Genomic DNA, 23697 nt, shown 5'->3' on the forward strand with positions numbered 1-23697 from the left:
GTCTTGTTCTTTATTCCAGCAGGGGAAGACAAGGATGGAAAGGGCTTTCCGCGTATGATGTGCCGGCTCTCCTGCGCCGGTCATCTTTCAGAATTCCGTCTTGATCACGGCGACGCCTGAGGGTTCGAGGGTGAGGGTTTGACCCTTGCACACCGTCTGTCCGGCAAGGAGCTCCCAGCCGCTGATTTCCGCCTCAAGAATCCTTGTTTCCTCTGAATGGTTAAGGAAGAAGAGATACTTGTGCTCTCCGGTGCGGCGTTCGGTGACCTCCACGTCGTCGGGCGCCCCGTGAGGGGCTTCCACCCGTGCACGGGCGATGAGTGCAGAGCAGACTTCGTCCAGGGCGCGTTGGGGTAGGTGCGTTCCAATGTAGATCGCGCTGCCCTCCCCCATTCGGTGGTCCAGGATCGCTGGTTTGCCGTCAAGGTGCCCGCCTACGTACCTGGCCGCGACGCTGGCTCCTTCGGGTGCTATATCGTCCTGCCAGCGGCTTGTGTCCGTTGAGAACGATTGGCTAAGCAGCTCTGCTTCCGGCAGCGCCTGGACTAAGGCGGTCTCTTCTGCCGGCAGGGGTGCAAAGTCGCGGACGTGAGCGCCTATTACATCGCGAAGACCGCCCGGGTAGCCGTTACCGATGATCTGGTCGTTTTCGTCGACGATGCCGGAGAAGTACGAGATGAGCGCGTGGCCGCCGGCTTCCACGAAGGATCGCACAGCCGTGTGCTGTTCATCGCTGATGAGGTACTGATTTGGTATGACCAGGACGCTGTACTGGGATAGGTCCGAGGTGAGGGTTACGACGTCGATGGAGGCATTGGTCTTCCAGAGGGCCCGGTAATGGCTGGTGACCACCTCCTTGTAGCTGTAGTTGTTCAGGGGATGGGCAGGGCCTTCGACAGCCCACCAGTTATCCCAGTCCCAGACGATCGCGACCTTCGCGGTGCTGCGGGCGCCGGCAACGGCGTCCAGCAGCGATAGTTCGTTGCCCAATGCCTTTACTTCTTGCCAGCCTCGGGTTTTAACGCCGCCGTGCGGAAGCATGGCGGAGTGGAACTTTTCTTGGCCAAAGCGGGCGGCCCGCCATTGGAAGAACATCACGGCGTCGGCCCCGTGCGCGATCGCCTGGTAGGAGCCCAGCCGCATTGCCCCAGGCTTTTTGGGCACATTTACCGCCCACTGGCTGACCGCACCGGCGGCTTGTTCCATCATCATCCAGGGTGATCCGTTACCGAGATGGCGCATGAGATCGTACTGCATCGCGGCGTCTGAGAGTGCCTCGGGGTTGGCAGGATCCGGATAGATATCGAGGGCGATGACGTCAAGCTCTGGCGCCCATCTGCGGTAGTCCTGAACCGGGAAGAATTGGACGAAGTTGGTTGTCGCCGGGATGTGGGGGGTCACTTCCTTCAGCAGGTCCCGTTCGCGCCGGTAGAGATCGATCTGGATATCGCTGTTGAAGCGGGCGTAGTCGAGTTCTCTGGCAGGGTTCACCCAGCCGCGTACAGGTTTGGGTACGTGCAGCTGCGACCAGTCGCTATAGGACTGGCTCCAGCAGCTGGTGCCCCAGCGTGTGTTGAGTTCATCCAGCGTCCCGTACTTCTGCTGCAGCCAGTGACGGAAATTGTCGTCGCAGAGGTCGCAGAAGCAGTACTGGTGATACTCGTTGCCGACGTGCCACATGGCGAGGGCGGGGTGGTCGCCATACCGTTCGGCCAGGAGCCGTGCGATGCGCTGGCTGCGGTTGCGGTAGACCGGCGAGGAGGGGCAGAAATGGCCTCGGCTGCCAATTGCCATTCGTGTTCCCGATCGCTCGACCATGAGGGTCTCCGGAAAAGAGGAGGCCAGCCAGGGTGGTGGAGCGGCGTTCGGGGTGGCCAGATTAGCGGAAATTCCGTTCGTGGCGAGCAGATCCATAATCTCGTCGAGCCAGTCAAAGGTAAATGCCCCGTCCGAGGGCTCCAACATCGCCCAAGAGAACACGCCCAGGCTCACAAGCCGAACTTTGGCCTCGCGCATCAGCCGGACATCTTCGTGCCACGTTTCCCGCGGCCACTGTTCCGGGTTGTAGTCACCGCCGTAGATGATGCCCGGGAGGCGTTGGCGGAAGGAGGCAAAGTCAGCAGGGTGCATCGTCGAGGTCTCTCGTGTTGGAGGTGGAAGCGTAAAGGTCCAAGCCGCTATGCCGGTTGCCCGCAGGCCCCGTGCCACGGGGCCTGCGGTTACCTACATGGCGGCTTTGACTGTCTTGATCAGTTGGTCGGCTGCCTGTTCCGGGGTCATTCGGTCGAAGACGACTTCTTGGGACAGCCGCTTGACCGTGTCGATGAGGACGCCCCCGGCTTTGGTGTTCGGGACGGCGTAGGGCGGGGTGCCCAGATCATTCACGCGCGTGACGTAGTCGGCGACCTTTTTCTCGACCGGCGTCAGGGACGGGGTGATGGCTTCCAGCACCTTGGAGTTGGAGGGGACACCTCGGTCGAACTTCAGTAATTCGGCAGCATCGGAGGAGTTGGTCATGAAGTCGATCAGCATTGCCGCTTCCTTTGGGTGTTCGCTGTTGGCGGCTATTGAGTAGTAGATGCCGGGTTTGGTCCAGCCCCCTTGCGTGGAGAACTGTTTCTCGCCCGGGAGTCTCATCAGTTTGAATTCCTGGCCCGCGGCCTTTTCCAAGTTGCCTACCTGGTTCACCGAGACCAGTGCCATTGCTTTCTTGCTCATGGCAAGCGGGGACTGTTCCAGGGCGACGCTGGCGGATTCGAGTTCTGCCTCCACTGACTGGGTGCCACCACTGTCACGGACCTTTTTGACGAATTCCCACCAGTCCTTGGCGGTATCGGCAGAGAATCCGATTTCCGTTCCGTTGTTCTTCCAGTAGTCCTCCCCGTGCTGTCGGATCCACATGTTCATGGTCTGCTCGTCCATGGGTATGGACGTGCCGGCCACGCCTGGAAGAGCCTTGGAGAGGGCAACGGCTTTGTCTATGTATTCGTCCCAGCTCCACGTGTTGTCGTCCGGCAGCGGAACCCCGGCCTTTTCGAAGAGGGCGGGATTCAGCGCGATACCGAAACCTGAATCACCGGACGGGATTCCATAGAGCCCATCGTTGATACTTGTTCCGCCAAGCGAGGACTTGGAGAAGTCCGACGTCGGCAGAACGTCGGAGAACTTCTTGAGATCCAATATCTGGCCGTTGTCAATGTACGAGTACATGTAGGGATCGGTCTGCTGCATCACATCGGGCAGATCCCGGGATGCAGCACCGGTCGACAACTTGTTGAAGTAGTCGGAGAAGTTCGAGAACTCCGGCTGGACCTTGATGTTGGGATGTGCCTGCTCAAACCGGTCGATTGCGGCTTGGGTCTGTTTGTGCCGGGCGTCCGAGCCCCACCAGTTGAAGCGAATCGTAACGTCCTGATTGGAAGACTGGGAGTCTGGGGAACCGCACCCGGCCAACATTGCAACACAGGTCAGGGCGGAAAGGATGCCAGCAGCCATCCTCCTGCGGGCCGGACGTGCTTTTCTTGCTCGCATGCGTGAGCTCCTTTGCTTGGTGATGGGGAGGCGGGACGGCTATTGAAGTCCTGCTGCCATGCTCGGCGGCGTGGTCAGGCGTCTCGACGAAAATTGAGCTAGTGACCGGTAACCATTAGATCACTGACGTCTTTCAGAGGTTCTAAGGACCTGATCAAGAACACTAGTGACCGGTAACGTAGCCGTCAAGACCTTGACGAAAGCGTTTTCCCGATGTCATGCTCGACTGCACCCGACCAGCCACAAACCTATGTCCGGAGTACCCATGTCAACGCTGACGCCTCCCAAACGGAGCACTGCACCCTCTCGCATGGTGCCACCGAAAGGGCGCACCCTCATGAAACGGTTGGAAGAACGAGCTGCCTGGTCTTTTCTGCTTCCGTGGTTTCTGGGAATGCTCGTCATCACCATCGGCCCGATGATCGCCTCGCTGTATTTTTCGTTCACTGACTACAACCTGCTCCGCGCCCCACAATGGGTCGGGTTGGACAACTACGAGCAGATGTTCAATGACCCGCGCCTGCACAAATCCCTCGGCGTAACTTTTGTCTATGTTCTGATCGGAGTGCCCTCCCTCCTGGTCGTGGCACTCTCGCTGGCGATGGTCCTGAATAAAGGCATCCGGGGCTTGGCTTTCTACCGGTCGGTGTTCTACCTGCCCTCCCTGCTGGGCGGTTCGGTCGCCGTTGGCGTCCTGTGGCGGCAGGTATTCGGCAGTGGCGGGCTGGTCAACCAGTTCCTCGCCCTTTTCGGCATCCAAGGGCCGGGGTGGATTTCGAACCCGGACACTGCTCTCAGCTCGCTCATCATGCTGCATGTCTGGAGCTTCGGTTCCTCGATGGTGATCTTCCTTGCCGGCCTTCGGCAGATACCGGAAGATCTCTACGAAGCTGCGTCACTCGACGGGGCAGGACGGTGGCGCCAATTCATTAGCGTCACCTTGCCGCTCCTGACGCCCATTCTTTTTTTCAACCTCATCCTGCAAATCATCAATTCATTCCAGACCTTCACCCAGGCGTTTGTGGTGAGTGGCGGAACAGGCGGCCCGGCTGATTCGACCCTCTTCTATTCGCTCTATCTCTACGAGCAGGGATTCGGACGCCTGAACATGGGCTACGCCTCCGCGATGGCCTGGCTGCTGGTGGCGATCATCGGCATCTTCACGGCCATCAATTTCTATTTCAGCAAACGATGGGTGTACTACAGTGACCGCGATTGAGACAGAGACAGTCAAAAGCCTGCGCCGGAGCAACACCCCTGAGCCGGTACTCCGGAGGCAAACCCACCGGTTCAGGGGTGCCCTGAAGCACGCCGCCCTGATCCTGGCGGCGGGACTAATGCTTTACCCGCTGCTGTGGATGGTTGCCAGCTCGTTCCGCCCCGAAGCACTGATATTCAGGGACCCTGGCCTAATTCCCACCGAGGTGGACACAGGCCATTACGCAGACGGTTGGACGGCGCTGGCAAATCCGTTCAATGTCTACCTGCTGAACTCCGCCGTGGTCGTCGCAGGATCCCTCATCGGGAATCTACTCACTTGCTCCATGGCCGCCTACGCCTTCGCCAAGCTGGAATTCCGTGGCCGGAACATTTTCTTCGCAGCCCTATTGCTGACCCTTATGCTGCCGATGCACGTGGTACTGGTCCCTCAATACGTACTGTTCGCCAACCTCCACTGGGTCAACACCTTCCTGCCACTGATAGTGCCCAAATTCCTGGCCACGGATGCCTTCTTCGTATTCCTCATGGTCCAGTTCTTCCGCGGACTGCCAAAGGAACTGGACGAAGCCGCCAGGCTTGACGGGGCAGGTTACTGGCGAACCTATTTTCAAGTCATACTGCCCCTGTCAGTGCCTGCGCTGGCGACGACCGCAATCTTTACCTTCATCTGGACTTGGAATGACTTCTTCGGACAGCTGATCTACCTGACAAAACCCGCGCTGCACACCGCGCCGGTGGCACTGCGCAACTTTGTCGATGCCACGAGCGGCGCCTCCTGGGGCTCCCTGTTCGCGATGTCCATCGTGACGTTGATCCCGGTCTTTGTGGTTTTCCTTCTTGGACAGAAGTATCTCGTCAAAGGCATTGCCACAACCGGGCTGAAGTAACAAGGAACGTAAGCTAGAGAGATAATGAGGCACCAAAATGAGGACCCGCCGGCCAGCCTGACCATGCGGCGCGCTACCATCGTGGACGTGGCAACGGCTGCCGGTGTCTCGAAACAGACAGTGACCCGGGCTATGAACGACATGCCCGGCATCAAAGCCGAGACACGCCAGCGAATAAGGAAAATAGCACAAGAGCTCGATTACGTACCCAGCAGATTCGCCAAGGGCCTTGCCCAAGGAACCGGCACTTCCCTCGGACTTGCTGTCCCAGGGCTCTCGAACCCCTACTTCCCCTCTTTCGTTTCAAGCGTCGTCGAGCAAGCAACTAAGCGTGGCTGGCAGGTCGTCATCAACGACTACGGAGACGGAGCAGTCGACCCCGTCTCCGCAATTGCACAGCTCGCACCGAACGTGGATGTCGTCATCGGCTGGCTCGGCGATGAGCACGGCGCCTCCCAAAAGGCCCTTGGGAGGCGCCCCCTTGTGCTCCTGGACCTGGCCGATGCCGGGGCTGCTGGAGAGGTAACCTTCGACTACACCCACGCCGCCCAACTGGCGCTGGACCACCTCCGCGCTCAGGGCCACGAGAAGATCGTGTACTTGGACTACGTCCGCCACCAGGGCCTGTCCGTCCGCGCGCAGGCCTTCGCCCGATACGCCGGAGAACAAGGTCTTCCCCTAACATTCAAAAATTCCAAAGACTCCGCCTTTGGAGCCCGGCAAGCAGTGATAAACATGCTGGAAAGCGGCACCGAACCCGACGCCATCATCACCTTCAATGACGTGATGGCCATCGGAACAATCAAAGCCCTCACCCAGATGGGCAGGTTGGTTCCCCGGGATTGCGCCGTCATAGGCATGGATGGCATCCCACTCGGAGAACTCTTCATGCCCGAACTAAGCAGCCTATCCATAGACTTCAAAGAAACAGGAGCGGCAGCGGTACAACTGGCAGAAAGGCTACTTTCCGGCCAGACAGTTGCCGGCACGCCCGACGCCAAGACCGTACTCAAACACAAGCTCTGCCTCCGCCAGTCCGGTTAGCGCACACCCAACCTGACGTCAGGGGTGCCCGCTAACGGCAAATGACGCCTGGGCGCGGAGCTCCGGCTTTCTTGGAGGAGCCCACCGGCGTGTCCTATGGCGGGGGTGCCCAGCGGGACAACATGAACGACATAGCTTACTACAGCCAGTCCGGTACCGAGCTTTTTACCGACGACGCCGACAGCATGGGCTCGACCAAAAACCTCCCCAGGTTCCAACACCTACGTCGCCGCAAGCCCCGGATGGTCGCCCATAGCTGGCGAGGTGCTGGCGGACCAGCCTCGGTAGGGACGGACAGGCGATGACGGATCCTACCGTCGGTGAAGCGGCGCGAGAGCTGCGTCCTCGCCCTCTGGTGAGTACGCACCAAGAAACGTGATGGAGGCGACGCCAGCGATGATCCCCGTTGCACCACTTGCCACTGATTGATGGTGGACACCGATACAACGGGACCATGGTTCGAGCTCGTGCTCGTCAGGAGGACTAGCCCCGTCACGATCTGTCCCGTGGGTCTGGACAAATCGGCGGCATGCTTTGGCCACTCCTAGCGCCCGTAACGGAGGTATGCGCTCATGGAACCCGCCACAGGCAACGCGATCCGGGCCAGGTCCGATAGGGTCGTGCCCGCACATCTCCAGCTGTCATGGCGAGCATCGCAACGATCATCGTGATCGCGCCGGCAACGGCGGTAAAGGAGGGGTGTCGGCTGTGTTCTTCATAGGTGATGACGCTGCGAATTCAATTGTTTGAGCGGTACGAAAGGTGCTCGCGCAAGTAGCGCCCAGTGATGCTGGAGGGGTTATTCGCGAGCTCGTCGGGTGAACCTGTTGCGATGATGCGGCCGCCTGCGGTACCACCGCCGGGCCCCATATCTATGATGTGGTCAGCGTTCGCGATCACGTCCAGGTCGTGTTCAATCACGACGACGGTTGCACCTTTGTCTATGAGTCGCTGCAGAACTCCCAGGAGGGTTCGAACATCGAGGGGGTGGAGGCCGACGCTGGGTTCGTCGAAAACGAAGATGGCTTTGTGTTGGTCTCGATGGAGTTCCGTAGCGAGCTTGAGCCGCTGTGATTCTCCTCCGGAGAGTGCAGGAGTACCCTGTCCAAGGGTGAGGTACCCCAGTCCTAGATCAATAAGTGCCTGGAGTTTTTTTCGGACCTTGCGGATATCCCGGAGGTTGGTGAGCGCTTCGGTGAGGGACATGTCCAGCAGTTCCGGCAGCGACACTCCGGACCCTTCAGGCTTCTGCTGCGACGGGCGTCGAATGTCGCCAGTCTCGGGTGCATAACGCGTTCCGTTGCAGTCGGGGCATTCAATGTCAACGTCGGGCAGGAATTGCACGTCAAGGACGATCTGGCTGGTCCCTTCGCAGAGCGGGCACCGCAAGGAGCCGGTGTTGTAGGAAAAATCGGCGGCGCTCAACGCACGGTCCTTAGCGGCTCCCAGGGATGCGAATGCCCGCCGCAGATCATCCATTATCCCGCTGTAGGTGGCGATGGTGGAGCGTACGTTGACCCCGATGGGTGTTGCGTCGACGACGTGGACTTGCTCGATCCCCGCGACGTCGATGCTTTTGACATGTGCGGGGGCTTTCGAGTTCTTCCCGGTCTGGAGGGCGGGGACAAGGCTTTCGAGGATAAGCGTTGTCTTGCCCGAGCCGGACATCCCGGTGACGGTAGTGAGCTGCCCAAGAGGAATGTCGGCAGATAAGGCCTTGACGGTATGCAGAGGGGCTGTTTCGAGGTGAATGGCGCCTCGGTGGAAAACCGTACCGTGCGCCGTACGCTCGCGGACGATAACCGGCTCCTTCCCGGTGAGAAACCCGCCTAGGAGTGATGCGGGATTTGTTCCGATGTCGCCGACAGTTCCAGCAGCCAGGACCGTGCCACCCTGCGGACCAGAGCCCGGACCGATCTCAATAACAAAGTCTGCTTGCCGCAGGACCTGGACATCGTGATCGACAAGGACGACTGAGTTGCCGTCCTTCAGCAGGTCGCGCATGACGCCGGTAAGGCCGTCTACGTTGGCCGGGTGCAACCCGATCGAGGGTTCGTCAAGGACATACAGGACCCCGGTGGTCTCGTTGCGTACAGCCCGGGCCAATTGCACCCGCTGTCGTTCACCAGTGGATAGAGTTGAGCTGGTCCTGTCAAGGCTTAAGTAGCCCAGCCCGAGATCGATGAGGCGCACGGCCATGTTCTGAAGCGTTGCGACGAGGTTTGTGGCCATCTGCCGCATTGCCCCTGGCAAGCTGTCAGGAACGATAGATGCCCAAGAGATCACCTCTTCCAGGGTCATGGCTGTGACCTCAGCGAGATTCAAACCAATAACCTGGCTACCTCGGGCCTTCTCGCTGAGTCGGGTGCCGTGACAGTTTGGGCAGGTGGCCGCGGTGATGAATCGTTCGACCCGGTTCAAGCCTTTCTCAGTTGTCGCGTTATCGAGGGCTTCCTGCACTGCCTGGCGCGCATTGCGGTAGGTGAAGTTGAGTTCGAACAGTTTTCCGTTCTTCGATGGCACGGTGACACGCCTTTGTTCCGCAGGGCCCTGCATGACGATCCAGCGTTCATCGTCTGTAAGGTCGCGGTATGGGATGTCGGTGCGGACGCCGAGGTCAGCGGCAACACGGGGCATCACGGTCAGGCCGAACATGGACCACGGCGCCACCGCGCCTGCATCGATGCTCTTGTCATGGTCAGGAACCAGCGAGGCCTCGTCGATTCCGCAGGCGACGCCGGTGCCGGAACATGCCGGGCATGCCCCGTCCGAGTTGAAGGCCAGTACCTCGGCGCCTGGCGGGTAGAACGCCACTGCGCATTTCGGGCACACAAGGTCCTTATCCTGTGCCACCTCAATTGTTGGTGCCAGCCGGTGGCCGTTCGGGCATAAGTGCGAGCCGAGCCGGGAGAACATGAGGCGCAACACGTTCAGCAGCTCTGTCGACGTTCCGAAGGTAGACCTGACGCCCGGCGTACCAGGACGCTGACGCAGTGCGAGTGCCGCGGGAACATGCCGGACGGAATCGACTGCCGGCCGGGGTGCATGCGACATGCGCCGGCGAGTATACGTGGATAACGCTTCTATGTAGCGGCGGGAGCCTTCAGCGTATAGAACCCCCATCGCCAGCGAGGATTTCCCTGATCCCGACACTCCCCCGATCGCGACCAGTTGGCGGGCCGGTACGGCGATGTCGATGTTCTTCAGGTTGTGAACCCTGGCGCCCCGAACTTCTATAGCCAGCGGTGTCTTCGCGCTGACATCCTTAAATTCCGCCATCGGTCTCCTGTCATAGGTTCTTCGGTGCCCTACCAGTTCCTTCCCAGGGAAACTAACTTCACACTGGGTTTCGGACCGGAGCGCTGGCCCTAAGCAGCTTCAGGTTCAAGGACATCCGCTCCAGTTCCGCGCGCCCGAGTACGGCGCTAAAGCGGCGCTCCAGTTCATCCTCAAATGTTGGTATCGACGCCTGAAGCTTCGCCTCACCGGACTCTGTGAGTTCGAGCAGCGATGATCGTCGATCGTCCGGATTCCGAAGACGGCGGCAGTAGCCGGCCTCTTCGATCCGGTCGATCACTTTGCTGACGCCTCCAGCGGAGATCGCGAATTCTTTCCCGATGTCGTGAACGCGCCGTCGGGGCGTAACCGAGAGGAACTGCATGACCTCGAACCAAGTCAGGTGCAGCCCGCAGTCCCGGCGGAGCCTTACATCCAAAGCCGCCCACAGTTCAGTTTCAAAACGCACCAGGTCGTGGTAAAGGTCTTTCAGTTCGGCCACAAGCCCACCCTTCAGTCGCATCGACAGCTTATTGGACACACCCTAGTATAGTTTTCACGGAAGATTCTTCCAAGGAAATATCTGATGCTTTGAAGGAGCAATACGTGACCACCGCTCATGCTGCCGAGGTACCGATAAGAGTGTTGAACGGCCCCACCGTGCTGATCGAGTACGCGGGGTTGCGATTTCTGACGGATCCAACCTTTGATGATCCGGGCGAGTACCCCACCCCGGTCCCTGGTTTTTCGTTGATTAAGACATCATCCTCCACCGTGCCCCCGGCAAAGGTTGGACATGTTGACGCCGTACTTCTCTCGCACGACGAACACGACGATAACCTCGACCATAGTGGTCGGGAATTTATCGGCCACGTCCCCCTGACGCTGACGACAATCAGCGGGGCAGGACGTCTCGGCGGGTCGTCCAGGGGGCTCGGGTTCTGGGGAGAAGTTCACCTGACCGCACCCGACGGAACAGAAGTTACGATCACTGGGTTACCCGCACTCCATGGCCCCGAGGGCAATGAATCAATATCTGGTGATGTCATTGGCTTCCTGCTCACTGCCGCCGGCCACCCCAGCGTATACATCAGTGGAGACAACGCTTCGATGGAGTGCATCGAGCAGATCGCAGAGCGGCATGGCCCCGTGGACATCGCAGTGCTCTTCATTGGCGGTGTTAGGCACAAACCATTCTTCGATGGTGCGCTCGTGACCATCAACAACGCGATGGCGGCCCAAGCCACGAAGGTCCTCGGGGCCCGTCGGGTTGTGCCGGCCCACTTTGAAGGATGGGCACACTTCAGTGGCGGGCGCCAAGAGCTGGTTGACGCCTTCTCTGCTGCCGGCCTGGGGGATCGTCTCAGCTTCGACTAGGACAATCCGGCCGGCTGCTGGCCGCTCAAGTGACAACTGACGGAATGGCAGCTCCTCAAGGAGGCAAAAGTACCAGTGCGGTGCATGGAGCCCGAAAAGAGGGCCTGATCTGCCAGGGAAGCCGCTAACATGCTTCCTTCGCGCACGTCAGGACCCTGTGCAGCGCTTCCGCGCCGACGAGACCTTGTGCGTGTCAGCGCTGGTCGAAAAGTGAGCCATTTCGCTGGCTGAAAACTGAGCCACTTTGACGTTGGTTATTCTGCCGTATTTTCCGGTCTTGTCGAGGGCAGCGAGTCGACCTGAGTGTGTTTGAGCCGGTAGCTGGAGCCCTTGAGGGTGATGACTTCGGCGTGGTGGACGATGCGGTCGATCATGGCTGACGCGACGACCTGGTCGCCGAAGACGTCGCCCCAGCGGGCGAAGGGCAGATTTGAGGTCAGGATCAGCGAGGCGTGTTCGTAGCGCGATGAGACCAGTTGGAAGAACAGGTTCGCGGCGTCCTGCTCGAACGGGATGTAGCCGACTTCGTCGACGATGATCAGTCCGTAGCGGCGTAGCCTGACCAGTTCTTGGGGCAGCCGGCCGTTCTGGTGGGCTGCCTGGAGCCGGGCGACCCAGTCGATGGCGGTGGCGAACAGGACGCGGTGACCGAGCTGGGTGGCTCGTAAGCCCAGCCCGGTGGCGAGGTGTGTTTTGCCGGTGCCGGGCGGTCCGAGCAGGACGATGTTGGACGCTTCGGTGAGGAACGCGCCGGTGGCCAGGTGCGCGATGGTGTCGCGTTTGAGGCCGGGTTGGTGATCGAAGTTGAAGTCCTCGAGTGATTTCCGGGCCGGGAAACCAGCTGCCCGGGCCCTGAGCTCGGCGCCGGAGGCTTCTCTGGCTGCGACTTCCCGGGACAGGACAGCGGCGAGGTATTCCTCATGGCTCCAGCCTCCTTCACGGGCCTGGTCCGCGAGCCGGGTTGCTGCTTCCCGGATCCGGGGTGCCTTCATCGCCCGGGAGTAGTACTCGATCTGGCCAGTCGTTTCTTTGACGTTGGCCATCAGGCGACCTGCCCGTCATCGAGGACCACACCGAAGGCGCGGTCGTAGTCCGCCAGGTCCCGCAGCCCGGTTGTTTCGCCCGCGGGCGGTGGGGTTTGGAAGGCCTTCCGCAATGCCCTTGCCGCCTCGACGTGGGCCGGGTCGGTGATGGTCAGTCCGGAGCCCCACGACCGAGGGTGGGTGCCGACGGATCTGCCGTCCAGGCTGATCATGACGGTCGTCAGGTCCGCGGTGACGTCGACGAACCGGCCGATGGCCTGCGGGTGAACGGAGTAATCATTTGATCCCATCCTGACGTAGTAGTCCCTCGGCAGGCGGACCCGCGCGACGAATCCCGTCACCGGTGGAACCGGCGGCAGCGCCAGCATGGCTGCTTTGTCCGCTGCGAGCAGCTCCGTGGGCCGGGCGCCGATCCGCCTGACCATCCGGGCGTTAGCCTTCGGCAGCCACTGCCCGAGCTGATTATTGAAGTCTTCCGGCGAGGTGAAGATTCGGCCCGGCAGGAAGGACGTCTCCAGGAACTGGTTGGCCCGTTCGACCACGCCCTTGGTTTCCGGGTCGTAGGGTTTGACCTGCACGACCCGGGTGGCCAGGACACCGGCGAACGCGGAAACGCCGGCAGCGTAACTGTTCCGGCGGCCGATGCCGGTTTCGTTGTCCCAGATCAGCCGCCGCGGAACAGCCCCCAATCCACCGAGCAGTTCCCACATTCCGGCCAGCAGGTCCCCGGTCATCCGGGACGGGATCATCCGGGCCATGATGAACCTCGAATGGGAGGAGACCATCACCAGTACCGGCAGCACCCTGGCTTTGCCGGCGCCAACGGGTATTCGGACCTCAGGGAACCACAGGTCGCACTGCGCCTGGTCCCCGGGCTCGTAGCTAACCCGGTCTGCAGGATCAGCTGGGGCATATTCCGGCCGGATCCTGGCCACGTTCTCCCGGAACCAGGCTGCCGATCCGGACCAGCCCACCCGCTCAGCCAATACTGTCGCCGGCATCCGCGGGTTCTCCAGCAGCAGCGCACGAATTGCCGGTTCCACAGCTTTGATCCCGGAGTTCCGCGGCGCACGGACGTACGCCGGCGGACCATCAGCACTGACAGCTTTCGCGACGGTATTCCTGGAGATCCCCAACCGTGCCGCTATCGACCTCATCGACTCACCCTCGGCAAGATGCAACCGCCGAATAAGCGCCCAATCCTCCACTGTGATCACCCACCCAATCGTTTGGAACGGGTGGCTCAGTTTTCAACCGTCACAATGGCTCAGTTTTCGACCGTCACCGACAGTGCGACAGCGCGACTGACAGACATTGACGTTCAGCCTCATAACCGACCGCCGGCTAGGGACTAGTGGCATGCCTCGTACTTTTTCTCGAGTCCGCGTGCAGTAACAACCCTGCCTTGCAGTAATGAGCATCCCGGGCTGCTTGCATCTCGTCCCGGCGGGCCTCGGCGCAAGCTTAAGAGCAATGGGGATTCCAAAGTTCGCCTCGGATACACCCAGGCACGACGTTGGCGACATCAGTCTTGAGGTGGTAGGGCCCCGGGCTAAGTCGACCCACGCTGAAATCGATTCGAGAAGGCGCGGCCACGGCTGATGAGCAGTGACTTCTGAAACGGGATCCCTGGCGTAAGCCGCTCCCATTCAGGCTCCCGGTTTGTGTCCCTTCGCCCTTTTCTGGCGTAGTTATCGACCGTCTATCGCTCGATCAGTGATCAGAGTGGACGGGTGGACCTAGGGTAGGTAATCGAATACGTGCTCGGACCATCTCCATACCTGCGGGCCAGTGATCAGGCGGCCATGAAAGGTGCCGAGATTCAAACACTCCGGTGCTGTTTCTGTCTTCCAGCATTGGTATGTGCCCGTGTATTGAACGGTGGGGCCGTCGTGCCGAAGGCTGAGGTTGCTTGTTGTGATAAAAGTGCTGATGTTGTCCTGGACGAGTCGGTCGATTGTTTCTTCGGGAGTCAAGAGATAGAGCTCGCCGTCAGCATCCTCCGCCAGTGTCCTTCCACCCTGGAGCACAGTATTTAGCCCTGCCCGATCTCTTCTGCTCAGCGAATCAAAGAACGCGGCGAGAAGGTTCTCGACGTAGTGTCGGGCAACTGGGAGGTTGGATTGGAATATCATCTCCTGGTTGGCTCCAGCGAGAAGGGCAGTGTGCACTCGCCGTTTTTCGAGGCAAGCGACCTTCATGTCAGCTGAGCACAGGCGGGTGATGGGTCAACTGATACCCGCTGCCGGCGGGAAGGGCTCCAAGTAAACAGCCCATGGAGCGCGGGCGCGGTACTGGGCCCGCCTAAATGACTTTGATAAGAGTTGTGATGGTCTATCACTGGTCTTCGTGCCCCTTAGTTCTCATCGTTCCAACTCGTCCTATGGCGAGTGCTGTTCTTAGAGTTTTTGCGTCTTCCTGGACTTTCCCCATTGTTGCGCTTCTACAAAGGGGAAGTTTTGCTTGTAGCCTAAGCTTCCTCTTTGTAGGGCTTTCTAGCTCCAGGTTGTCTTGATGCTCTGGATGAAGTTTCTGAACTGTGCCACCATTGAGAAACTTCCGGGGGCGCACAGCCATTGCTGCTGAATGCCATCCATGACGGCAATGGTGTTGTTCACAAGGAAGGTCACGGGGGCGTCTTGTTTGACGTCGCCCTGGATCTTGCCTTGTTCGAGGGCTTCGCTGAGCCACTGGCGCAGGCTGCTGTAATGATCCAGGAGCCACTGGTGTGCTGGGTGTCCGGGCTCGGTAGCCTCCGCCGATAGCCTGACAAAGAGCCCTACCCAGTCAGGACGTGTGGAGTTGCGGGCCACGAGCGAGACGAGGGCGTCGAAGGCCTCCCACCCAAGAGGGGCCTGTTCCCCACCAAAAAGAAAATCTGTGTCCTCTTTGGAACGGTGCTCAAGGACGGCTGTCAACAAAGCCGTTTTAGAAGGGAAGTGGTGGAGCAGTCCGGATTGAGAAAGTCCCGTTTTGGCGGCGACGTCGGCAATGGATGTTCCGCCGTAACCGCCGACGGCGAAAAGCTCGATCGCGGCATGGATGGCCTTGAGTCGCGCGGCTTCGCCGCTGCTTCGCCGTCGGGGGCGTTCCCGTTCGATCCGGTATCCCGCTGGATACGACATGCTTACTCCTTTAAGTCCCAGCCGTCACGGCTGTGTTCTGAACGAGAGACAGTTCAAGTCTGACATCGCCAAGGCCACGGGCGACCACGATCCGGCCTCCTGTGATTTCCTTCCATTGGCATGACGGAGTATGCCAAACCCGTTGCGCCCGGCTGTCGCAGCTGACCTCGATGGTGGCTTCCTCGCCCGGCTGGAGATGCGCCTGGCGCCAGCCGATGAGCCGAGGCGGAACGGTCGGATCATCCGGGAAACGATAAATTTGGACAGTTTCCGTTCCGGGGTACTCTCCGGTATTCCTGAGGGTCACCTCAACGGCAGTAACATTTTCCTCTTGGGTGGCAGTGATTTCCGCTTTTTTGTATTCCCACTCGGTGTACCCGAGTCCGTGGCCGAACCAGAACAGGGGCTTGTCCTTGGACCGGCTCCAGCCCCGATACCCGACGTCGGTGTCCTCCGTGTAGGACAGCTTGCCGTCGCGTGGCGTGACGGACCATGCCGGTCCTTGGCCATCCTGAGCCGGGAAGGTTGTCACCAGACGGCCGGCGGGCTCAATGTCCCCGGTCAGCGCGGCAGCGATGGCGTTGCCTGCTTCCTGTCCGGGCAGACCAGCAAACAGTACGGCGTCCACATCCGCGATCCACGGCATCAGCACGGGCGTGGCAGCGTTGACAACAACAACTGTGCGTTTTGCCACTGCGGCCACTGCGGCGACCAGGGCATCCTGGTCACCTGGGAGTGCGAGGGTGTTTTTGTCCTGCCCTTCCGTTTCTTGTTCCTGGGTATTGCCGACGACGACGATGGCCGTGTCCGCCCCTGCAGCGGCCGCGACGGCGTCGCGGATGGCTGCTGCACTGTTCTTCAATGCAGGCTCTACCACCAGCCCGATGAGGCGGTTTTCGTCTTCGGCGTCCGTGACGGCGGTTATGCGGGCACCCGGTTCGACTTCCAACGGTACGGCGTGGCTTTTTGGACGGAAAAAGCCGCCGCCGGGACCGTTGTGGAACGGCGTCCGTACCGATTCGCTGTGTCCAGGAGTAGAAATTGTCCAGTTGCCGGCCCCCCGGCTGCCAATCATCATCTTGGCACGCCGATCGATGGCCAAATCCGCGGAGAGCTCAATGGACGCTGCCCCTGCAGCCCAGCTTTCCGCGCTGATTTCCAACTCTGGAACGTCCAGGTGACGGGTCTTGAGCAGATTTCCTTCCTTATCAAACGTGCGTGCGCGTGCTCCCCGTGTTCCGCTTACCGGATCCCTAACAAGATCGGGATTCGCTGCCAACCATTGCGTTCGGGTCTGGACGCCGTCCACGACGGTCACGCGATCCTTGCCAAGGGCCTCGGTGATGCCCTTCGCGGCGCTGATAACGTATGGCGGCCTCACGATAGCCGATCCGCCACCTTGCGCGACTGTGTCAATGGCATGGCGACCGATGACCACAATGCGCTCGTCAGAATCTTTGCTGAGCGGGAGGGTTCTGTCACGATTGACCAGCACCGACATGCCGCCGGCGGCGAGCCGGCGGAGCTGCTCGCGGAGTGTTGGACTGTCGGGGCTAGGCACATTCCGCGCCCAAGTGCGGGTGCCAGTGAAGGCACCCACCCGGTGGGCGAGCCTCAGGAGCCTGCGAAGATGATCGTCTATTGTTTCCTCAGTAACGTCGCCGGCTACCACCGCCGCCACAAGGGACCGACTCCACGGGGTATCCGGGCCTGGCATGACGAGGTCAAGGCCTCCGTTAGCGCTCTCGACCGCCGTTTTGGTCGCGAGCCAATCGGACATCACCAACCCATCGAATCCCCACTCCTCCTTCAGGATCTTGTTCAGGAGCTGATCGTGTTCGGTGGCGGTGGTTCCGTTTATGCGGTTGTAGGAGGCCATGATCGTCCACGGTTGGGCATCCTCGACAATAATCTGGAAGGGCAGCAGATACAGTTCCCGGAGTGCAGAATCCGAAACCACGGAATCCACGGTTGTTCGTTCGGTTTCGGATTCATTAGCCAGGAAGTGTTTCGGCGTTGCGCCGATGCCACGCTTTTGAAGGGAGCGCACGTAAGCTGCCCCGAGATGGCCCGTGAGAACGGGATCCTCGCTGAAGCACTCAAAGAGGCGACCGCCCAGCGGAGTTCGATGGAGATTCACAGTTGGGCCAAGAACCACATGCGTCTGTTGGTCCTCGGCTTCATCGGCGAGAATCTCCCCCACCTCGTCCATGACGTCCACATTCCAGCTCTGGGCAATGAGGGTCGCGTTCGGCAACAGGCAGCTGACCCGTCCACCGACAACCAGTGGCCCTCGCACCCCTGTTGGCCCATCCGACATAACTATTTCCTCAAGCCCGATTGCGGGCTCACCCCAGAGGCTGAACATCCGGGCACCCGAGAGAAGCTTGACCTTTGAAGTCAGGTCCAGGGTTGCGATTGCATCTTCAATTGCCTTGTTGCTCGTGTTACTACTCATTCGTGGACTCCTGTCCTGTTTGTGCGCTTGTAGTAGACGCAGCCGCTTAGCGGACCTTCTTCACAGGGAGGATGGCCAGTGCGCCAAGTAGCGCGACGGCAGCCGCCACGGTAAGCAGGAGGTCATAACCGCCTCCACCGAGTCCGAGCAGCGCTGCCGAGATCGCCGGCGCAATGGTTTGGGGTCCTGCCATGGCGATGTTGAATACTCCCAGATCTTTGGCGGCGTCATCGGGGCTGGGAAGAACATCGACTACGAGGGCAAGGTCAACTGCGACGTAGACGCCGAAACCTATGCCAATGACAAGTTCGGCCCAGTAGAAACCGGATGCTGAGCCGGCTTGGCTGAGTATCCATGTGCCGAGGCCGAAGATGACGGCTGAGACCCAGATGAAGACCTTGCGGCGTCCAAGTCGGTCCGAAAGCCAGCCTGCGGCCTGGCCGGCGATCATGAGTGCCACGGTGTAGATGAGCACGCCGGTCGCCATAACGCTGACGGCATCGGCTTTCTCCAGCTGCAGGTCCTGCTGCAGGTAGAGGAGACGGAAAGTGACAAACATGAACATCGCCAGCACCACGAGGAAGCGGGAGATCCAGGCGAAGGCGAAGTCAGGGTGCTTGGCAGGGTTGACCCAGAAAGTCTTCAGAACGGTGCGCAACCCCCCTTCCGATGCTGGGCGACGGGACATTGGCTGGTCTGGCAGCACAAAGGCGAAGACAGCCACGAGCAGCAGTCCTACGACTCCCGGCACGAGAAAGAGAAGGAGCATGTTTTGGCCCAGGAAGCTCGCAGAATATGCTGCGCCCAGTCCGGCAGCTTGCTGGGCGATGCCGATCATCCCACTGACCTTGCCGCGCTGCCACTGCGGAATCTGGTCTGCCAGGGACGCGGTGTGCGCGGCAACCGCAGCGTTGCCAAGTGCCTGAGCGAAGAACCATCCAAGGCCCAGGACTACGACGTTCGGCGCGAGAGCGATAACCACCAGGCTCGCCAGCAACCCCAAAGAACCGAAGACGAGCCAAGGGCGCCGGCGCCCGAATCGGCCTACCGTACGGTCACTGAGCCGGCCAAACACCGGATCAAAAAAGAGTGCCGCGAAGGCCCCCATGGAAATGACCGAGCCAAGCGTTAGGGCCACGTCGCCAGGAGCCACCAAGGTCTGCACCTTGAGGGTCATTCCGGCCAGCGCCGGAGTGCTCAGAGCAAGCATGATTCCCAGTCGGGCGGCCACCATGGCGGCGATAACGCTGGCCTTGGCCTTTTCTTTGGGGACAGAGACAACAGGGGACGGCAACGTCGCTCCTGCAGCCGGATCAGACACAACCATGGGTCTCATCGCTTTCTATGTGTGGTGAGGGACCGGAGTACCAAGTCCCGACGTGATGGAAACCACAATATCACGAAACGGACCGTTCACTCGGTCTGTTGGGAAAGATTTTTGCCCATACTCACCCTCACTTAGCTGGAAGTTACTGCGCCGACCCGCCTGGCGGTATTTACAGACCGAGTACTCGGTCTGTATGCTTGGGGCCGTAAGCCGGCCATATGCGTCCCGAAATATGCTTGCCCGTCAAAGGCGGCCGGAGTGGCGTCCTCGAAAATTCAACGAGTGATAGGAGTCAATACGATGCTGATCAGCGTTGGAATACTTGGTTTGGTCATCGGCGGACTAACGGGACTACTGGGCGCAGGAGGCGGAATCCTAGCGGTCCCTGCACTGGTGTACCTGGTCGGGATTCCTCTTGGGACGGCTATCTCAACGTCACTGGTGATGGGCGCCGTCGGACCCGTGGCCGCCCTCCTTCCGCGTCTGCGCGCGGGCGTGCAATGGCAGACCGTGCTGGCGGTTAGTGCCGCCGGAATCCCTACCGCGTTCCTTGGCACACTCGCAGGGGCTTCTCTTCCAGAGAACGTCGTGCTGCTCGCCTTCGCGGTCCTTATGATCGCCGCAGGCACGCAGATGCTCAGGAGCCGTCCACGCGGCAAAGACATTGGCGTTCGCCCGAGGCTTTGGCTAGTACGTGGGCTGGCTGTGGGCGCGCTCGTAGGTTTCCTTACCGGATTGCTCGGAATCGGAGGCGGTTTCATCACCGTTCCGGCGCTCATGCTGATCCTCGGTCTCCCGATTGGACTGGCTATCGGAAGCTCGCTCGTCATCGCTATCATCAACTCTTTTGCCGGAATCCTTGCACACGCGGGAACCACGAGTCCTGACTGGGCAGTAGCAGTAGCATTCGTAGTGCCATCAATGGCGGCAGCGCTAGTATCGGCGCAACTATCCAAGCGGGTCAGCGGGCCTGTCCTGCAGAAATCATTCGCCGGCCTTGTGCTAGTGGTGGCGGCTATCACCATCACTCGGGTAATCCTTACTGCAACGACATCCTGACCGGAAGAGCATCAAGTTCCACCTGACCGGGGGCCGGAGCCGCTGCGGTTTTGCGGCCGCGATCTTCGCCTGCCAGCAGCCCAAGTCCCCACCCACAAGGGCGATTCTGAGCGGGACGTGGCCAACGAATCAGGAAATGCGCATGTCGGGAGGGCACACGCCGCGAACGCACCTGGACAATCGGCCCGACCCTGCTGCGATGTCCGCCGCCTTGGGCACCAATCACGAACTGTCTGAAATCGTTGACGAAGACCTCCTGTCCCTCAGCGAACAGACCGGTGAAACCATCACGCTCGCCCTCTATGACGCCTACCAAGAAAGGGCCTACATCGCCAGATCCCACATGTGCGCCCGGAATGTCCGGTACGTGCTGGATGAAGGATCGGAAACACCGCTTACAGCAGGAGCGGCAGGCAAGGCAATCCTCGCCTACCTACCGCAGACCACGAGCGCACCGATCACCCATGAAGCCAATGCCCGGGCAGAAGAGCTGGAAGACATCCGCACGCGGGGTTGGGCCACCACCGACAGCGAAAGAGTCCCCGACGCGCACGGAATAGCAGCCCCGTTTTTCATTAACGGCGCCGTCGGCGGATCAGTCACAGCCACGATTCCCAACCACCGCATCGCCGGAACGCCAGCTGAAGAGCTTATTACCGCCGTCGTCCAAGCAGCACACCGGTTTACCCGCCTGCTGTCCACGGACCCACACCCGCCAGCCCACGAACCCGAAGCAACAAACTCGTCGGAAACCCGAACTCGAACGGTCATCGCGTAATAACGGTCATCGCGTAATAAAGGGCGGCAACCGTCAGAGCCACCGGGACTCCTCCGGGAGACGCTGATGCCCAAATCCTCACTGTCCATAATTGGGGTCAATTGCGGTCATCCACTCTCTTCAGCACCGAGAGTGTTGACGTCGATACCTTTAGGAAAATACTGGCGAAGAAGGCCGTTGGCATTCTCGCTGGAACCGGCGCTCCCTCTATTGGAATGTTGCGAGAATGATGTCGGCAACTTTTTCGACGATTCCACGCGTGACGGGTTGGCGGACCAGCCATGTCTCAAGGGCCATGGCTGGGTCCACGAGTTGTTTCCAGTGCCAATCGGGCAGGAGGCGGTGTGCGCTTGCTTCGGTCAGCATTACGGCGACGGACGACGTGGAGTCCGCACACGCCCGGGCGTGCTCGTTGAACGTGGCGATTCGCCAGGCTGGGGCCCAACCCATCTCATGGGAGGTTGCCAACAGCCGGTCATGGCCGAGGGGGAATTGCTCCCTGGAATGAATCAGCACTGGTTGGTCATGAACGTCGGCCAGCCGGCAGCTTGTCTCGTCGCCAATCGCCGGAAGGCCCGGACGGCAGGCGAGCCCGAAGAACTCCTTCCGGACATGGCCGCCGACCAGGTCCTGGGAAGGCTCCTGATGAACCAAGCCAATATCAAGGCGCCCTTCCCGGACCATCCTTAACTGGCTTGTCGTGTCTCCGTCCGTCAACTCCAGCTCAGCCAAGGGAACCTGTGCACTTACCGTCGTCAGGAGCCGGTCCACCCACTCGAAAGGCAGGCCCGGCGCCAGCCCAACAGCAACAGGTTGCCTGACTGGCCCAGCTTGGCGCGCTACCTCTCTGGCAGACCCGGCCATCGCAAGCATGGTGAGCGCGTGTTTGTGCAGGGCCACGCCGGCGGGGGTGGGGAATGTGCCCTTCGGCAGCCGCTCGAAGAGGGGCGTTCCGCATTCGTGTTCCAGGAGGCGGATTTGTCTGGTCAGGGCCGGCTGGGATATGAGCAACTGTTCAGCGGCCCGGGAAATCGACTTCTGGTTGAACACGGCCACGAAGTAGCGCAGTTGCCGAAGTTCCATGCCGCTTCCTCTCCACTAAGTATCTGAGGTGGTGGACCCATAACTTCAGGGTATGCCCCCTCGTGGAAAAGAGTATTGGATACCTGCAATTCAGGGCTTCTATATTGTGATGTGCGACATAGAAGCGGCCCCTGGTTATGGGAACGACTCTAGACCGTCACAGCAGGGACCAGCTGCAGCAGCCCTTTCATCCTTCTGTTAATTGCCTCAAAGAAAGAAAGTCAATGACGACTTCGCTACCTGCGATCCGCCAGTCACCATACCGTTGGGTGATCCTGACATTGGCCTGGGCTGCTTTCACCATGACCTCGGTTGACCGCGCTACTTGGGGCCCCGCGGCGGGCTTTGTTGGCGAGGACCTGGGCGTTGCCGTGGCCGGCCTGGGCCTGTTCGCGACCACCTATTACATCGGCTACGTCGTTTCCAACCTCTTCGGTGGTTTCCTTGCCGACTGGCTGGGTGGCCGGCTCATAGTCGGGCTCAGCATATTGCTCTCTGGTTCCTTCATGCTCGCCTTCGGTGAATCGACATCCAAAGACATGGGCCTTGTGTTCCAAGCCTGTATCGGGTTGTTCGCGGGCGCAGAATTCGGCGGAGGCGTCCGGCTCATCGCCAACTGGTTCCGGCCGGAGAAGCGCGGCACGGCAATGGGTATCTTTATGACGGCAACCTCCCTGGGCCTCGTCATCGCCAATGCCGTGGTCCCGTCCCTGATTCAGCAATCAAGCTGGCGGACTTCCTACCACCTGTTCGGGTTCATCTCCCTCGGCCTCGGTATTCTCTGCTTGATCTTCCTGCGCGGCGGAAAACGGCAAGCAGAACCCCAAGAGAAAACCCGGCCCCAGATCATGCCGCTCCTGCGCAACAGGAACCTCCTCATGCTCGGCCTGGCCGGTTTCGGCGCCCTCTGGGGCACCTACGGGTTCGTCACCTGGTCCAACCTCCTGATGACCAAAGGCATCGGCATCAGCCCGGTCCAGGCGGGCGTCGTCGTCGTGATCTTCGGCTCCGCAGCTATCTTTTCAAAGCCCCTCATCGGCTTCGTTTCCGATGCCATCAAGATGTCCCGACGTAACCTCACCATCATCATCCTGCTGGCATTCTCGGCCACCCTGATCGCCTTCAGCATGGCCACCAACAACGTGCAGTTCCTCTGGATCGCACCTTTGCTGGGCATCGCCGCCTACGTCTACAGCCCCATCATGCTCGCCATGATCCCCTCCCTTGCGGGAGAAAAACTCGCCGGATCCGCCGCCGGCGGCATCAACGCCTTCTGGCAACTGGGCAGCACCATCGTCCCGACCGTCATCGGCATGATCTTCGGCGCCACATCCTCCTTCCAGCTAGCCTTCCTCGCCCTGGCGGCAGGACCCCTGCTCGCCGTCATTCCCATGCTGGCAATCCGACCGGCAAACACCAACAGTGGCAAAAACGTCCCGGTAGCGGCCTCCGAGCCGGCCCGATAACACCTCTACACCTGAAGCAACA

Annotated in this window: 17 protein-coding genes; 7 read left to right on the plus strand and 10 right to left on the minus strand. The window is 60.3% G+C overall.

The features are described 5' to 3' along the window. Positions 1 to 87: 87 nt before the first annotated feature. Both AC4EEO_RS10640 and AC4EEO_RS10645 read right to left on the minus strand, forming a co-directional pair. Complete coding sequence (locus AC4EEO_RS10640) at positions 88 to 2130, minus strand: beta-galactosidase (protein WP_491329781.1); 2043 nt, start codon at positions 2128 to 2130, stop codon at positions 88 to 90. 93 nt (positions 2131 to 2223) lie between these two features. Continuing rightward, positions 2224 to 3495, minus strand: a complete 1272-nt coding sequence (locus AC4EEO_RS10645; protein ID WP_491338821.1) for an ABC transporter substrate-binding protein — start codon at positions 3493 to 3495, stop codon at positions 2224 to 2226. A 346-nt stretch (positions 3496 to 3841) separates the two neighbouring features. Between AC4EEO_RS10645 and AC4EEO_RS10650 the strand changes: the two genes are divergently transcribed. The 3 genes from AC4EEO_RS10650 to AC4EEO_RS10660 all read left to right on the plus strand — a co-directional run bounded on the left by AC4EEO_RS10650 (position 3842) and on the right by AC4EEO_RS10660 (position 6683). Then, the gene (locus AC4EEO_RS10650) at positions 3842 to 4750 is read left to right on the plus strand and encodes a carbohydrate ABC transporter permease (protein WP_491330915.1); all 909 of its coding nucleotides are present in this window, start codon (positions 3842 to 3844) and stop codon (positions 4748 to 4750) included. A 19-nt stretch (positions 4751 to 4769) separates the two neighbouring features. Then, a complete protein-coding gene (locus tag AC4EEO_RS10655) occupies positions 4770 to 5639 on the plus strand; it encodes a carbohydrate ABC transporter permease (RefSeq protein ID WP_491330914.1) in 870 nt (289 codons plus the stop codon). An 87-nt stretch (positions 5640 to 5726) separates the two neighbouring features. After that, the gene (locus tag AC4EEO_RS10660; protein ID WP_491329779.1) at positions 5727 to 6683 is read left to right on the plus strand and encodes a LacI family DNA-binding transcriptional regulator; all 957 of its coding nucleotides are present in this window, start codon (positions 5727 to 5729) and stop codon (positions 6681 to 6683) included. A gap of 738 nt (positions 6684 to 7421) precedes the next feature. On the opposite strand, the gene AC4EEO_RS10665 is transcribed toward AC4EEO_RS10660, so the two are convergent. Continuing rightward, complete coding sequence (locus AC4EEO_RS10665; RefSeq protein WP_491338822.1) at positions 7422 to 9962, minus strand: excinuclease ABC subunit UvrA; 2541 nt, start codon at positions 9960 to 9962, stop codon at positions 7422 to 7424. 58 nt (positions 9963 to 10020) lie between these two features. Further along, complete coding sequence (locus AC4EEO_RS10670; protein ID WP_491329777.1) at positions 10021 to 10500, minus strand: MarR family winged helix-turn-helix transcriptional regulator; 480 nt, start codon at positions 10498 to 10500, stop codon at positions 10021 to 10023. A gap of 65 nt (positions 10501 to 10565) precedes the next feature. On the opposite strand from AC4EEO_RS10670, the gene AC4EEO_RS10675 reads away from it, so the two are divergent. Continuing rightward, complete coding sequence (locus tag AC4EEO_RS10675) at positions 10566 to 11336, plus strand: MBL fold metallo-hydrolase (RefSeq protein WP_491329776.1); 771 nt, start codon at positions 10566 to 10568, stop codon at positions 11334 to 11336. Between the two features lie 254 nt (positions 11337 to 11590). Here AC4EEO_RS10675 and istB read toward each other — a convergent pair whose 3' ends face one another. The 5 genes from istB to AC4EEO_RS10700 form a co-directional block, all read right to left on the minus strand. Beyond that, positions 11591 to 12379, minus strand: coding sequence for an IS21-like element helper ATPase IstB (istB, locus tag AC4EEO_RS10680; RefSeq protein ID WP_440745464.1), 789 nt, complete (start codon positions 12377 to 12379; stop codon positions 11591 to 11593). Continuing rightward, positions 12379 to 13596 (minus strand): IS21 family transposase, encoded by a 1218-nt coding sequence (istA, locus tag AC4EEO_RS10685; protein ID WP_440745465.1) that lies wholly within the window; start codon positions 13594 to 13596, stop codon positions 12379 to 12381. Before istA ends, istB begins: the two co-directional genes overlap by 1 nt. Positions 13597 to 14874: 1278 nt before the next feature. Continuing rightward, entirely contained in the window at positions 14875 to 15504 is a 630-nt protein-coding gene (locus AC4EEO_RS10690; RefSeq protein WP_491329775.1) for a TetR/AcrR family transcriptional regulator, read from the minus strand. A gap of 10 nt (positions 15505 to 15514) precedes the next feature. Beyond that, positions 15515 to 17962 carry a glycoside hydrolase family 3 C-terminal domain-containing protein gene (locus tag AC4EEO_RS10695; protein WP_491338823.1) on the minus strand — a complete coding sequence of 816 codons (2448 nt, stop codon included), beginning with the start codon at positions 17960 to 17962 and terminating at the stop codon, positions 15515 to 15517. A 46-nt stretch (positions 17963 to 18008) separates the two neighbouring features. Next, complete coding sequence (locus tag AC4EEO_RS10700; RefSeq protein ID WP_491329773.1) at positions 18009 to 19256, minus strand: MFS transporter; 1248 nt, start codon at positions 19254 to 19256, stop codon at positions 18009 to 18011. A gap of 333 nt (positions 19257 to 19589) precedes the next feature. On the opposite strand from AC4EEO_RS10700, the gene AC4EEO_RS10705 reads away from it, so the two are divergent. Both AC4EEO_RS10705 and AC4EEO_RS10710 read left to right on the plus strand, forming a co-directional pair. Next, positions 19590 to 20348 (plus strand): sulfite exporter TauE/SafE family protein, encoded by a 759-nt coding sequence (locus AC4EEO_RS10705; RefSeq protein ID WP_491329772.1) that lies wholly within the window; start codon positions 19590 to 19592, stop codon positions 20346 to 20348. A 142-nt stretch (positions 20349 to 20490) separates the two neighbouring features. Then, positions 20491 to 21126 carry an IclR family transcriptional regulator domain-containing protein gene (locus AC4EEO_RS10710; protein WP_491329771.1) on the plus strand — a complete coding sequence of 212 codons (636 nt, stop codon included), beginning with the start codon at positions 20491 to 20493 and terminating at the stop codon, positions 21124 to 21126. 207 nt (positions 21127 to 21333) lie between these two features. Here the strand turns inward: AC4EEO_RS10710 and AC4EEO_RS10715 are convergent, their stop codons facing one another. Beyond that, positions 21334 to 22209 (minus strand): LysR family transcriptional regulator, encoded by an 876-nt coding sequence (locus tag AC4EEO_RS10715; protein ID WP_491329770.1) that lies wholly within the window; start codon positions 22207 to 22209, stop codon positions 21334 to 21336. A gap of 224 nt (positions 22210 to 22433) precedes the next feature. Here AC4EEO_RS10715 and AC4EEO_RS10720 point away from each other — a divergent pair, with 224 nt between their 5' ends. After that, positions 22434 to 23675 carry an MFS transporter gene (locus tag AC4EEO_RS10720; RefSeq protein ID WP_491338824.1) on the plus strand — a complete coding sequence of 414 codons (1242 nt, stop codon included), beginning with the start codon at positions 22434 to 22436 and terminating at the stop codon, positions 23673 to 23675. Positions 23676 to 23697 lie beyond the last annotated feature (22 nt).

Source organism: Pseudarthrobacter sp. MOO13 (assembly GCF_058267655.1).